The sequence below is a fragment of the Mesorhizobium sp. M2A.F.Ca.ET.043.05.1.1 genome, from assembly GCF_003952445.1.
GTDB lineage: Bacteria > Pseudomonadota > Alphaproteobacteria > Rhizobiales > Rhizobiaceae > Mesorhizobium.
Map to the genome: position 1 here is coordinate 1,474,771 of NZ_CP034446.1, position 13,197 is coordinate 1,487,967.

Annotated in this window: 14 protein-coding genes; 3 read left to right on the forward strand and 11 right to left on the reverse strand. The window is 64.2% G+C overall.

From position 1 onward, the window contains the following. Positions 1-457: 457 nt before the first annotated feature. From EJ069_RS07000 to EJ069_RS07035, 8 genes are all read right to left on the reverse strand, one after another. Positions 458-1,264 (reverse strand): DUF72 domain-containing protein, encoded by an 807-nt coding sequence (locus EJ069_RS07000; RefSeq protein WP_126060676.1) that lies wholly within the window; start codon positions 1,262-1,264, stop codon positions 458-460. Positions 1,265-1,292: 28 nt separating this feature from the next. After that, a complete protein-coding gene (locus EJ069_RS07005) occupies positions 1,293-1,751 on the reverse strand; it encodes a GNAT family N-acetyltransferase (RefSeq protein WP_126060677.1) in 459 nt (152 codons plus the stop codon). 106 nt (positions 1,752-1,857) lie between these two features. Next, positions 1,858-4,779 (reverse strand): excinuclease ABC subunit UvrA, encoded by a 2,922-nt coding sequence (gene uvrA / locus EJ069_RS07010; RefSeq protein ID WP_126060678.1) that lies wholly within the window; start codon positions 4,777-4,779, stop codon positions 1,858-1,860. 793 nt (positions 4,780-5,572) lie between these two features. After that, the gene (locus tag EJ069_RS07015; protein ID WP_042642753.1) at positions 5,573-5,791 is read right to left on the reverse strand and encodes a hypothetical protein; all 219 of its coding nucleotides are present in this window, start codon (positions 5,789-5,791) and stop codon (positions 5,573-5,575) included. Between the two features lie 130 nt (positions 5,792-5,921). Beyond that, complete coding sequence (locus EJ069_RS07020) at positions 5,922-6,524, reverse strand: ATP-dependent Clp protease proteolytic subunit (RefSeq protein WP_126060680.1); 603 nt, start codon at positions 6,522-6,524, stop codon at positions 5,922-5,924. A 16-nt stretch (positions 6,525-6,540) separates the two neighbouring features. Next, a complete protein-coding gene (locus EJ069_RS07025; RefSeq protein ID WP_126060681.1) occupies positions 6,541-7,017 on the reverse strand; it encodes an SRPBCC domain-containing protein in 477 nt (158 codons plus the stop codon). Beyond that, on the reverse strand, positions 7,014-7,328 hold the full coding sequence (locus EJ069_RS07030) for a metalloregulator ArsR/SmtB family transcription factor (RefSeq protein WP_126060682.1): 315 nt from the start codon (positions 7,326-7,328) through the stop codon (positions 7,014-7,016). Before EJ069_RS07030 ends, EJ069_RS07025 begins: the two co-directional genes overlap by 4 nt. Before the next feature lie 45 nt (positions 7,329-7,373). After that, positions 7,374-7,754 carry a cupin domain-containing protein gene (locus tag EJ069_RS07035; protein ID WP_245456450.1) on the reverse strand — a complete coding sequence of 127 codons (381 nt, stop codon included), beginning with the start codon at positions 7,752-7,754 and terminating at the stop codon, positions 7,374-7,376. Positions 7,755-7,950: 196 nt separating this feature from the next. Between EJ069_RS07035 and EJ069_RS07040 the strand changes: the two genes are divergently transcribed. Further along, positions 7,951-8,460 (forward strand): single-stranded DNA-binding protein, encoded by a 510-nt coding sequence (locus EJ069_RS07040; protein WP_126060684.1) that lies wholly within the window; start codon positions 7,951-7,953, stop codon positions 8,458-8,460. A 262-nt stretch (positions 8,461-8,722) separates the two neighbouring features. Further along, the gene (locus EJ069_RS07050; RefSeq protein WP_126060686.1) at positions 8,723-9,148 is read left to right on the forward strand and encodes an OsmC family protein; all 426 of its coding nucleotides are present in this window, start codon (positions 8,723-8,725) and stop codon (positions 9,146-9,148) included. A gap of 76 nt (positions 9,149-9,224) precedes the next feature. Here EJ069_RS07050 and EJ069_RS07055 read toward each other — a convergent pair whose 3' ends face one another. Beyond that, positions 9,225-9,854 (reverse strand): MarC family protein, encoded by a 630-nt coding sequence (locus tag EJ069_RS07055; protein WP_126060687.1) that lies wholly within the window; start codon positions 9,852-9,854, stop codon positions 9,225-9,227. 170 nt (positions 9,855-10,024) lie between these two features. Beyond that, positions 10,025-10,549 carry a hypothetical protein gene (locus EJ069_RS07060; protein WP_126060688.1) on the reverse strand — a complete coding sequence of 175 codons (525 nt, stop codon included), beginning with the start codon at positions 10,547-10,549 and terminating at the stop codon, positions 10,025-10,027. An 84-nt stretch (positions 10,550-10,633) separates the two neighbouring features. Here EJ069_RS07060 and EJ069_RS07065 point away from each other — a divergent pair, with 84 nt between their 5' ends. Next, the gene (locus EJ069_RS07065) at positions 10,634-11,458 is read left to right on the forward strand and encodes an AraC family transcriptional regulator (protein ID WP_126060689.1); all 825 of its coding nucleotides are present in this window, start codon (positions 10,634-10,636) and stop codon (positions 11,456-11,458) included. A 30-nt stretch (positions 11,459-11,488) separates the two neighbouring features. Here EJ069_RS07065 and EJ069_RS07070 read toward each other — a convergent pair whose 3' ends face one another. After that, positions 11,489-13,168, reverse strand: coding sequence for a SulP family inorganic anion transporter (locus EJ069_RS07070; RefSeq protein ID WP_245456451.1), 1,680 nt, complete (start codon positions 13,166-13,168; stop codon positions 11,489-11,491). Positions 13,169-13,197: the final 29 nt, after the last annotated feature.

Here is a 13,197-nt window from a genome sequence, read left to right on the forward strand (position 1 = left end):
TAGGACAAGGCCGATCGCCATCATCACCAAACCTGGCCAATTCTGCGACAGGCCGAGAAAACCGAGTCCGCGCCGCCGCGGCTCCAATGTCGGGGCCGATGTTGCCAGGTTCGGCATCGGACGAGGTGCTGGATCACTCAGTCGTCCGCGCCTCAGAGTGGCGCCTGCCATGTACACGATGCCTGCAATGGTAAGCAAGGCACCGAGGATGACGATCATCTTTCCTCGCTCTTTTCCAAGGCTGCAGGACTTGGCAAGCGTTCCCGAGGTGGGTGCGTTCCCGTTCCGAGCTTCGGCAGCTGTTGCGACTTCGCAGCGGTCTCCCGCAGTCGGCGGCTGAGACAGAACGGTCAAGACGGCCGGCAGGTTCCGACAAGCCAACGGCCGATTAGCGTCGCGTGGCGCGCCGAACAAAGCTCTGGCGTTTGAACAACGGCCGCTGTGGAGGTTCGCAGCTCTAAGCCGCCACCCGCTTCATCAGCGCCATGGCGCCGAAGGGTGCGCGCACCTTGCCTTCGGTGATGAAGTAGACGAACACGTCGCGCGGCTTGACCGGCGCATCGGTCTTGGGATCGACGCGCGGCAGGTCGGCGGGCTGCTTGCCCTGCGCCCAGGTCTTCACCCGGCCCGCCCATTCATCGAGACCTTTCGGGGTGTAGCAGTCGGGGTTGTCGTCGCTGCCGGTCTGCAACCGGGCGTAGACGAAGTCGCCGGTGACATCGGCGATCGCCGGATACTTCGCGTGGTCGGCATAGACGATCGCGGCGTTGTATTTGCGCGCGAGCGCTGGAAACTCCGGCACGATGAAGCTGTCATGGCGCACTTCCAGTGCGTGGCGCAAAGGCACGCCGTCCTGTTTCTCGGGCAGAAGCTTCAGGAACGCTTCGAAATCGTCCGCGTCGAATTTCTTGGTCGGCGCGAATTGCCACAGGATCGGGCCGAGCTTGTCGCCGAGCGCGGCAACGCCGGAGCCGAGGAAGCGCATCATCGATTCGCCGGCCTCGCCGAGCACGCGGCGATTGGTGACGAAGCGGTTGCCCTTGAGCGAGAAGACGAAGCCATCCGGCGCGTCGTTGGCCCATTTGACGAAAGTCGGTTCCTTGAAGCTGGAATAATAGGTGCCGTTGACCTCGATGCTCGGCACCTGGCGGCTGGCGTAGTGCAGTTGCTTGGCCTTGGCGAGCTTCTCCGGATAGAAGGAGGTATCCCACGGCTCGAAAGTCCAGCCGCCCATGCCCGAGCGGATCGTTCCTTGGGCAGTCATCGTCTTCTTCCTCCGTTTGAACCTGCGATCAGGCTGCCCGGTCGACGGGCTTCACCATGTCGACCAATGTCCATCCTGGTCTGTATGGATTGGCGCGGCGACCCGTTTCACGATAGCCGTACGCCGCATAGAGCGCGATGTTCCGCGCCATGCGCGAATTGGTGTAGAGCCGCACTTCCGGCACGCCCCATGACCGGGCCTGCTTGTCGGCGAAGTCGAGCAATCTGATGCCGAGCTTCCTGCCCTGGAAGGCCGGCGAAACGGCGATGCTGAAGATCATGGCGTGGTCCGCATGACGCTCGAGCACGATCAATCCGGCGAGCGTTGAGTCTTCTTCCAGCAGCCAGACCTCGCCGCGCTCGATGCGCGGCGCATGGTCCTCGGTGACCGGGATCGGCGGCGCGTCGAAGATGGCCGTGTAGGGCGCATAGGCTTCGGTGGTCAGCGCGACGATGCCGGCGAGATCGTCGGGGCGGGCCAGCCTCATGATTGGTCGACTCCGGCAGCGCTCGCGACAACCTTCTGCATCCCGGCAGCTATGGCCGCGACGGCATCGAAGCGGCTTTCGATGGAGATCAGGCCGCTACCTGCCATCACTCGGCCGCTTCGCGTTTGCCTCCGGGGCGCCGCTCAAGGAGCTCCTTCAGGAACTGACCGGTATAGCTGCGCTTCTCGCGCACGATCGCTTCCGGCGTGCCAGACGCCACCAGCTCACCGCCGCCGTCGCCGCCCTCGGGGCCGAGGTCGAGCACCCAGTCGGCGGTCTTGATCACCTCGAGATTGTGCTCGATCACCACCACAGTGTTGCCCTGATCGACCAGCTCGTGCAGCACTTCGAGCAACTTGGCCACGTCGTGGAAGTGCAGGCCGGTGGTCGGCTCGTCGAGGATGTAGAGCGTCTTGCCGGTCGCCTTGCGCGACAATTCCTTGGCGAGCTTGATGCGCTGCGCCTCGCCGCCCGACAGCGTCGTCGCCTGCTGGCCGATATGAATGTAGCCGAGGCCGACCTGGTTCAGCGTCACCAGCTTGTCGCGCACGCCCGGCACCGCCGAGAAGAACTCGACGCCTTCCTCGACGGTCATATCGAGCACGTCGGCGATCGACTTGCCCTTGAACAGCACGTCGAGCGTCTCGCGGTTGTAGCGCTTGCCGTGGCAGACGTCGCAGGTGACGTAGACGTCGGGCAGGAAGTGCATCTCGATCTTGATGACGCCGTCGCCCTGGCAGGCCTCGCAGCGGCCGCCCTTGACGTTGAAGGAGAAGCGCCCCGGCTGATAGCCGCGCGCCTTGGCTTCGGGGAGTCCCGCAAACCAGTCGCGGATCGGCGTGAAAGCGCCGGTATAGGTCGCCGGGTTGGAGCGCGGTGTGCGGCCGATCGGCGACTGGTCGATGTCGATGACCTTGTCGAGGAACTCCAGCCCCTCGATGCGGTCATGCTCGGCCGGATACTCGCGCGAGCCCATGATGCGGCGCGAGGCCGCCTTGAACAGGGTCTCGATCAGGAAGGTCGACTTGCCGCCGCCGGATACGCCGGTGACCGCGGTGAAGGTGCCGAGCGGGATCTCCGCCGTCACGTTCTTCAGATTGTTGCCGCGCGCGCCGACCACCTTGATGCGCCGGTTCTTCTTGGCTTCGCGGCGCACCGCCGGCGTCGTCACTTCGAGCTCGCCCGACAGGTACTTGCCGGTGATCGAGGCGGGCGTCGCCATGATCTGCTGCGGCGTGCCTTGCGCGATGACGCGGCCGCCATGGATGCCGGCGGCCGGACCGATGTCGACGACGTAATCGGCATGCAGGATGGCGTCCTCGTCATGCTCGACGACGATCACCGTGTTGCCGATGTCGCGCAGGTGCTTCAGCGTGTCGAGCAGACGCGCATTGTCGCGCTGGTGCAGGCCGATCGACGGCTCGTCCAGCACATAGAGCACGCCGGTGAGGCCGGAGCCGATCTGCGAGGCGAGACGGATGCGCTGGCTCTCGCCGCCGGACAACGTGCCGGAGTTGCGCGAAAGCGTCAGATAGTCGAGGCCGACATCGTTCAAGAAGCGCAGCCGCTCACGGATCTCCTTGAGCACGCGCACCGCGATCTCGTTCTGCTTGTCGTTCAGCTGCGCCGGAAGGTCGGTGAACCATTGATCCGCCTTGCGGATCGACAGTTCCGTAACCTCGCCGATATGCTTACCGCCGATCTTCACCGCCAGCGCTTCCGGCTTCAGCCTGTAGCCGTTGCAGGCGGGGCAGGGCGTGGCCGACATGAAGCGCTCGATCTCCTCGCGCATCCAGGCCGATTCCGTTTCCTTCCAGCGCCGGTCGAGATTGGGGATCACGCCCTCGAAGGTCTTGGTGGTCTTGTAGGAGCGCAGGCCGTCATCATACTGGAAGGTGATCTCGCGCTCGCCGGTGCCATGCAGCACGGCTTCTTTCGCCTGCGCGCTCAGATCCTTGAACTTGTCGCCGAGCTTGAAGCCATAGGCCTTGCCCAGCGCCTCAAGCGTCTGCGCGTAATAGGGCGAGGTCGACTTCGCCCACGGGCTGATGGCGCCGTCGCGCAGCGAGACGTTCTCGTCCGGCACGACGAGGTTGGGGTCGATGGCGCGCTGGCTGCCGAGGCCGTCGCAGGTCGGGCAGGCGCCGAACGGGTTGTTGAAGGAGAACAGCCTCGGTTCGATCTCGGGAATGGTGAAGCCGGATACCGGGCAGGCGAATTTTTCCGAGAACAGGATGCGCTCATGCGTCTCGTTCTTCGACTTGTTGACCGAGTCCTCGCCGGTCAGGCTGGCATCGAGCGGCCTGTCGGCGAATTCGGCCACAGCCAGCCCGTCGGCGAGCTTCAGCGCCGTTTCCATCGAATCCGCGAGTCTAGTCGCAAGATCGCCGCGCACGACGATGCGGTCGACCACCACGTCGATGTCGTGCTTGTACTTCTTGTCCAGCGCCGGCACGTCGGCGATCTCGTAGAAGGTGCCGTCGACCTTGACGCGCTGAAAACCCTTCTTTTGCAGCTCGAGTAGTTCCTTGCGGTATTCGCCCTTGCGGCCGCGCACGATCGGCGCGAGCAGATAGAGGCGGGTGCCTTCCTCCAGCGCCAGCACGCGATCGACCATCTGGCTGACGGTCTGGCTCTCGATCGGCAGGCCGGTTGCCGGCGAATAAGGAATGCCGACGCGCGCGAAAAGCAGGCGCATATAGTCGTAGATCTCGGTGACGGTGCCAACCGTCGAGCGCGGGTTGCGCGAGGTGGTCTTCTGCTCGATCGAGATGGCGGGCGACAGGCCGTCGATCTGGTCGACATCCGGCTTCTGCATCATCTCCAGGAACTGCCGGGCATAGGCCGACAGGCTCTCGACATAGCGGCGCTGGCCCTCGGCATAGATGGTGTCGAAAGCGAGCGACGACTTGCCGGAGCCCGACAGTCCAGTCATGACGATCAGGCTGTCGCGCGGCAGGTCGAGATCGATATTCTTGAGATTGTGTTCGCGCGCCCCGCGAATGGAAAGATATTTATGGTCGGCCATCGCCGGTCGCCGCCTCAGATCTGGAATTTGCTGGATTGGGCGGGTTTGTCCCGGCCATCCCCTATGTAGGTATTTTTGCCGCCACGTCGAGAGACGCCACAATCTCGACGGAACAGGCCGATCATGGGTTTAACCGCCTTTCGCGCGAGCGGGCAAGCGGAAAGAACAAAGGCCGAACACGCTCCTGACAAAGCGTTGTGGAAACAGTTGCGTTGATCACCGTTCAACTGTCGTTCGAAACGGTGTGGAGACAAGTGCCGCCTATGCCGCCTTGTTGATCCACAGAGCCGCTTGGCTTACCCGCACGTAACCTCCAACCGATCACATTTTTCCGTAACCGGCTATTCAACGGTTGACGTCGCGGACCCAGGGGAGCAGTCTCCAAGGCGTCAACGAAGCCGGCCGTCTTTCGATGGCCTCGCCGCCCAACAGGCGGCCTGCGAGACGCCGCAGGCGATAGCGATTAGCGCTTCGAACGACATTGTCGCAACGGACCCAGGAGCGGAGCATGACGCCACCGGACAGTCCCTTGAGGCTCCACACGGAGATGGAGCCGCGGCGGGCATAAGTGCCAGGGCAGACTTGAAACGCCAGCCCGACAAACCGTGACTTGCCGATTCCCTACAATCAGAGACCATAGTCGGATCGTCGGTTGAATGCCGCGTTGCATCCGAAACAGAACGCCGGCAGTCCACTCCCGGCTAAAGTTGGATTTCAGATCCATGAAGCCCCATCCGTCTGCACAGCAGGGATGGGGCTTACATTTTGTGGGGCGCTCAACCCGCGGCCGCGATCAGTGGTTCGGTAGCTTCATGCCGCCCGTTGCCATGTCGATCGTTATGCTGCCGCCGATCCTGACATCGGTGTTGCCGATCTTGAACGAGCCGTCGCTGCCGGCCGGCTGCGCGTCATCGGGTTCCGGCTGCGGCGCCGGTTTGGCGATGCGATAGTCGCCGCTGACGCCGGGCAGTTTCTGCGACGGGCTGTCGTCGGCCAGCGCGGTGCCGGCCATCAAGGCGCCGGCAAGAGCGGCGAGGGCAGCACATAAATGAACGGACCTGATCATGCGCGGACTATAGGGACGCGGCTGGAGTGAGGCCAGACGCGCGGCGATCAAATTGCCGCGCGTCTGGCCCGCGATGTCAGGCGGCCTTCTTGCGCGTGTCGTAGACGTGGTCGACGAGGCCCCAGTCCCTCGCTTCCGCGGCGCTCATGAAGTAGTCGCGGTCGAGCGTGCGCTCCACTTCCTCGTAGGTGCGGCCGCAATGCCTGGCGTAGAGCTCCGTCATATGCTGCTTGGTGCGCACGATGTCCTCGGCGTGGCGCTGGATGTCGGAAGCCTGCCCCTGGAAACCGCCAAGCGGCTGATGCAGGACGATCCTGGTGTTGGGCAGCGCGATGCGGCGTCCCGGGGAGCCCGCCATCAGGAGAAACGAGCCCATTGAGGCGGCGAAGCCCATGCAGACCGTCGACACCGGACAGGAGATGTATTGCATCGTGTCGTATATGGCGAAGCCGCTGGTCACCATGCCGCCGGGCGAGTTGATGTAGAGCGAGATCTCCTTGTCGGGATTGTCGGATTCCAGCGACAGCAGCTGGGCGCAGACCAGCGCCGAGACATTGTCGTTGATCTCGCCGTTGATGAAGACGATGCGCTCGCGCAGCAACCGCGAAAAGATATCGAAGGAACGTTCGCCGCGGCTCGACTGCTCGATGACCATCGGCACCAGATTGGCAATGCTCATGACGGGTATCCTCTCATCAGGCCGCGCGCAACATCATGCAGGGCGCATTGGCGGCGATCGGGTTCTTACGCGCATGAAGCGAAAGCCCGCAGCCGGCGCCAGCGATGGCTAGAACAGGCTCCGCCAACGGGACGAAGCCATCATGGACGATCCGAAGATGCGTGCCTCCGGAAGCTGTGCGGGCCAGCGTGAAGGTGACGATGCTGTCAAAGGCGGGAAGCTGGTCAGCGTCCTTGTCGGCGGGCCGCTCGCGCCAGGAATAGCGCAGCAGCCGGCCGGGCTCGGCTTCCAGCACCTCGCATTCGATCGGCGCATCCGGTCCGGCAAAGGTGAAGCGGCTGCCGGCTTCAGCCTTGATGTCGTTCGGCATCATCCAGGCGGCCAGCAGTTCCGGCTCGGTCAGCGCCCGCCAGACCTTTTCAGGCGGATCGGCAAGCTCGCATTCGAAGCTGAGCGGGGCCTCTGCCGCTGTCGGGTTCTCTGCCTTGGTCATTGGTCCATTCCCTTCAGAACCGTCTTCAACTTCTCGATGCGTTCCGGCCAGAAGGCGCGGTAGCGGTCGATCCAGCCGAGCAGCGGGTCGAGCCCTTGCGGATCGGCTCGGTAATAGGCGTTGCGGCCGGCGCGGCGCTCGACCACCAAGCCGGCGCCGCGCAGCACGGCAAGGTGCTGCGAGACCGCCGGCTGCGACACGCTCATGCCGGCGCGCAGCTCGCTCACGCTCATCTCGCTGGCGGTCAGCCGCTCATAGACGGCGCGACGGGTGGGGTCGGCGAGCGCCCGGAAAATTTCTGCTTCGATCATGCGGAAAGCATAAGTCGATACTTATTGATTTGGCAAGCGCTGTTTTTATGATGTCCAGCGCTTCACCGGATTCGCGGCTCCGTCGAAGCTTGCTTCGAAGATCGGCGATGCGAGCACGGCATGGATGTGGAGCATGCCGGACCCAATGTTGCGAAAGCCATGCCTGCGATGCGCCGGGATGATCAGCGACTGCCCCGCAGTCAGTACTGCTCGCCTGTCTTCGATCCACATTTCGGCCTCGCCGGCAATCACTGTCAGCACTTCTTCTACCGAATGCGAATGGGTCGGCGCACCGGTTGCCGGTTCGACCCACTGTTCGAATATGCAAAGCTCGGCCGCGCCGTTGGCGGCGGCAACACGCATCCGCGTCTCCACTCCGGTCCGCCAAAGTTCGCGCGGCTGATCCTCATGTGTCAGGGTGTTCATTCGGAGATATCCCCTTTCGTTTCCCACACCAGGACACTACCTCTTGCTGACATTCCTTGACAGAAGCATCGGTTATGCTAGAACGAAAGAGGAACAAAAACCTTGTGGGAAAAGCCAGCCTTTACGGGCATGGGCGACCCTGAGGCTGTAAGGTGAGCGACTTAAAATTTGTTTCGGATGAGCGCGGAGAAGTACGATGGCGGGTAGCGTCAACAAGGTCATTCTGGTCGGCAATCTCGGGGCGGACCCTGAAATCCGCCGCCTGAATTCTGGCGATCCGGTCGTCAACATCCGCGTCGCCACCTCGGAAAGCTGGCGCGACAAGAATTCGGGCGAGCGCAAGGAAAAGACCGAGTGGCATAATGTCGTGATCTTCAACGATCAGCTCGCCAAGGTGGCCGAGCAGTATTTGAAGAAGGGTATGAAGGTCTATGTCGAGGGCCAGCTGCAGACCCGCAAATGGCAGGACCAGACCGGCAATGACCGCTACACGACCGAGGTGGTGCTGCAGAAATTCCGCGGCGAACTGCAGATGCTCGACGCGCGCGGCGAGGGCGGCGGCGGCCAGGTCGGCAATTATTCCGGCGGCAGCAGCCGTGGCTCGGATTTCGGCCAGTCCGGCCCGAACGAAGGCTTCAGCCGCGGTGGCGGCGGCTCCAAGGGCGGCGGCGCGTCGCGCGAGCTGGACGACGAGATCCCGTTCTAAGCGTCTCGACATGATCGTTTAGGGGAAGGCGATGTCGCTCGGACCGCTTTCGTCGGCGCCGCCTCCCATTCCATGGCATGCCTTCGCGGCCTTTGCCGCTTTAGCCATCTATCGTTCGCCGGCAGTAGCCTTCATAGAGCGAGACAGTTGTGAGGGCTTCGGCCGGCGTAGGCCGGTTCTCGGAACCCGCCATTTTCGGCGCGGCCTGACCTGAATCTCAACAGGCCTTAGCGCGGACCTGAATTTCTCAAGGAAGACCACCGTGAAAGCACGCGTCAAATGGGTCGAGGAACGCACCTTTGTCGGCGAATCCGGCAGCGGGCATAAGGTCGTGCTGGGCACGGCGCATGGGCCGGATGGCAAGACGCCTGGACCGAGCCCGATGGAACTGGTGCTGATCGGCACCGGCGGCTGCTCGGCCTATGACGTCGTGCATATCCTGGAGAAAGGCCGCGAGGCAGTCGAGGATTGCGTGGTGGAGCTCGACGCCGACCGGGCCGAGACCGACCCCAAAGTGTTCACCCGCATCCACATGCATTTCATCGTCAAGGGCCGCGCGCTCTCGCATGACAAGGTGAAGCGTGCGATCGACCTGTCGATCGAGAAATATTGCTCGGCCAGCGCGATGATGGCGAAGACGGCGACGATCACGCATGATTTCGAGGTGGTCGAGACGGGGGTGAAGTAGGGCAGTAGGGCAGTAGGGCAGTAGGGCAGTAGGGCAGTAGGGCAGTAGGGCAGTAGGTGGGCTGCTTCGCAGCCGCTTAGACCGCCATCAGCGCCCTGACGCCGTCGGCAACGAACTGGACCGCCAAGGCCGCCAGGATCACGCCGAGCAACCTGGTCAGGATCGAGCGGCCGGTCTGGCCGAGGATGCGGTCGATGCGTTCCGACAGCACGAACACCAGATAGGTGATGACGAGGCAGAGGAAGATGATGCCGACCAGCGCGGCTTGAGCCGCAAAGCCTTCGAAATGTCCCGACAACAGCACCGTCGCCGAGATCGCGCCGGGGCCGGCGATCAGCGGGATCGCCAGCGGGAAGGCGGCGATGTTGTGGATCATGTCCTTGGTGATGGCGACGTCGCCGATCTTCTCCTTGCGGTCCTGGCGGCGCTCGAACACCATTTCGAAGGCGATGAAGAACAAGAGAAAGCCGCCGGCGACGCGGAAGGCCGGCAGCGTGATGCCGAACACCGACAGGATCGAGGCGCCGGCAACCGCGAACAGCGCCATGACCAGAAAGCCGATCACCGAGGCGCGCACCGAGACCTGTTGGCGCTCCTCTCGGTTCATGCCTCGCGTCACGGCGAGGAAGAGCGGCGCAAGCCCCGGCGGGTCGATGGTCACCAGTATGGTGACGAAGGCGTTGAACAGGCTGTCGAAACTCGGCATCGCTGGCCCCTCCCGCCAGGCGAAGCCCAGCCTCCGCAATTGGTAGAGCAAAGCCCGGGCGGTGGAAACAGGCGGGAGGGGAAATGCTGCGCGCGAAACTGTGAAGGCAGGCGCGAAGGATCGCTACGGCTCTTGCTTTGTGCCGCTGCGATCTTCGGTAGCCATCAGCTCTAACCCACGCGCCGGGCCAGGAATTCGACCTCCAAGCGCCAGGTCGCGCCGCCATCATGCGAGCGCTCGCCCAGCCAGCGGAACGAGTTTTCGGTGATGCGCGAAAAGCTCCAACGTACCGACGCGCCGGTTCCGTCGGCGCCGACCTGCACGATCGTGTCGCCCTCGGCGCGGCCGAGCTGCCGGCTGTAGTACTGATTGCGCGGGTCGCTCCAGAAGATGTGCCAGGCGTCGGCGCCGGGATCGTAGACGCGCAATGTCGTGCCGTAGAAGGTCCACGGTCCGAGCGACGGGGAGGGACCTGCGTCGCGGGCGGGCAGTATCCAGACGTCCTGCACGGCCCTGCCTTCCAGAACCCAGCCGAAATGCACCTCGCCGCGACCGGTGAGCTTTGTGCCGTCCTCTAGAATGCGCGTGGCATCGAAAGTCCAGGCGCCGATGAAGCGGCCGTAGAGCTTCAGCCTTTCGGCGAGGTCCGGAATGGGGCCGTCGCTGTGCAAGGCTTCGGCAAAGGGATTGGCCATGGTTGCTGTCTCGTTTGTCAGGAGAGGGCAAGCAATAGGGGCAGGCGGGGTTCGTCGCTTGGGAAAAATTGCTATCCTTCGGGCATGACGACAGCGCAGAGAACTCTGGCTTCCGGATCTGGCTGGCAGGTGTCCGACGTGGTGTGTACCGCCGCCGCGGGCGACAGGCCGTTCGAGGAGGAGCATCGCAGCTTCTGCGTTGCCGCGGTAACCAATGGCACCTTCCGCTACCGCACGCGCCAGGGCACGGCGATGCTGGCGCCGGGTGCCATCCTGCTCGGAAATCCCGGCGCCTGCTATGAATGCGGGCATGAGCACGGCGCCGGTGACCGCTGCCTTTCCTTCCATTTTTCGCCAGCCTATCTGGAACGCGTCGTGGCCGAACTGCCGGGCGCGAAGCGGCTGGGCTTCGCCGATCCGCGCCTGCCGCCCTTGCCGGTGCTGGCGCCTTTGCTGGCCGAGGCGGAGGCTGCGCGCGAAAGCAGCGACAACGAGGCGTTCGAGGAACTCGGCCTGCGCCTTGCCGGCGCGGTGGTCGGGGCTGCCGCCGGTTCTTTCAGAACGGCGCGGACACCAAGCCGCCGCGATCAGAAACGCGTTGCCGAAGCGGTGCGGCTGATCGAGCTCAATGCCGAGCGGCCGCTCTCGCTGGCCGAGCTTGCCGGCGCCACGGCGACGAGCCCGTATCATTTCCTACGCATCTTCCGGCATGTGGCCGGCATGACGCCCTATCAGTTCCTGCTGAGGACAAGGCTGCATCGTGCCGCCGTGCGCCTGCGCAGCTCGGATGCAACGATCTCGGCCATCGCTTTCGACGCAGGCTTCAACGATCTCTCGACTTTCAATCGCCGGTTCCGGCGCGAGATTGGGGAGGCGCCGGGCGCCTATCGCGCCCGGCGCGTTGGCTGAAAAGGCCTGCTGCTGCCCGTCGGGAGTCGATCATGGCATGCTGTCCTGTTCCTTGAGCTGCGGTTTCCTCGGACCAAGTGATTTGATCGCCGCGTCGACGCTGTGGAATATCCGTTCAGCGCCGACGATGTCGACGATGCCGAACCGCGTCAGCGCCGCCTGCGCGCGCAGCGATTCCATGCGCGCGATAGCAAAGACCGCACCTTTGTCGCGACAATGGCGGATGGTGTCGATCAGCGCCTGGGCGGCGGTGTAGTCGATCTCGACGATGTTGCTGGCCTCCAGCACCACCAGCCTCACGTCCTCGCTCCTGGCGTCGATCAGGTCGATGAGGCCGCGCTTGAAACGGTCGGCATTGACGAAGGAAAGCGGCGCCTGAAACGCCGCCACCAGCACGCCGGGCTGCTGCTCGTCCGTGCTGGCACTACTGGGCGGCCACCAGACCGAGGTGCCCGGCACCTGCGCCAACTCGATCGGCTCCGTGCGCGTCGAGCCCCAGATGCCGTGCAGCAGCGACAGACCGATGCCGATCGCGACCCCGGTTTCGATCGGCAGGACGACGATGGCGATCATGGTGATCAGGATCAGCGCGAACTCGCCCGGCGCCTGGTGATATACGTTAACGGCGATTCTCCAGCGCAGGATGTGCTGGGCCACGAACATCAGCACGCCGGCAAGGGCCGCCTGCGGTACATTGGCCAGCAGTGTTCCCCCAAAGATGCTGAGCGCCAGAACGATAGCCGCCGCGATCAGGCCCGACAGCTGCGAGCGGCCGCCGGTCTGGGCGACGATGGCCGTGCGCGGCGGGCTGGCGTTGACGGCAAAGGCGCCGAACAGGGCGGCCACGATGCTGCCCGCGCCGACGCCGACAAAGTCGCGATTGACGTCTGGCGCTTCGCCGTTTTGGGAAGCAAACGAGCGGCTCGTGGCCGCTGTCTGCACCATGACGACGATGGCGATCAGCAGCGCCAGCGGAACAAGTGCCCGGGCATCCTGGAAGTCGGCGGTCGGCACGCCTGGGGCCGGCAACCCGTTCGGCAAGGCGCCGAGCACCTCGACGCCACGGTTCCTCAAATCGAAGGCGACGACGCCAAGCGTCGCCAGGACCATGCCGATCAACGCCGCCGGGATCCGCGCGCTGACCTGTCCGGCGGCGAAGACGATGGCGAAGACACCAAGGCCGATTGCCAGGCTCCAGGGATTGGTGAGGTGGATATTGGCGGCTATCTCGCCGACCCGCCGCACCGTCTCGCCGCTTTCGGCCGGCAGGCCGAGCAAGGAAGGCAGTTGCGAGACGATGATATGGACCGAGATGCCGGCGAGGAAACCCGTCGTGACCGGCACGGACAGCAGATCGGCGATCCAGCCGAGACGGAAGACGCCGCTGAGCGCCACCAGCAGCCCCGCCATCAGGGCCAGCATGGCCGCCAGCGCTAGGTAATGCGGTGAGCCTGAGGTGGCGATCAGCGCCAGACCGCCGGCGAACAAGGGCGTGATCGTCGAATCCGCGCCGGCCGACAGCTGGCGGTTGGCGCCGAGCAGCGCGAAGGCGACAGAGCCGGCGACGAAAGTGAAAAAGCCGATCTGCGGCGCGAAACCGCCAAGGCGCGCCGTCGCCATCTGCTCGGGAATGGCGATCGCGGCCAGCGTGATGCCGCCCGACAGATCGCCGTTGAGGTCCTTGACGCTCCAGCCGCTGAGGGCCCGCATGGGTAGCCATGAGGCCAGCTTCACACCAG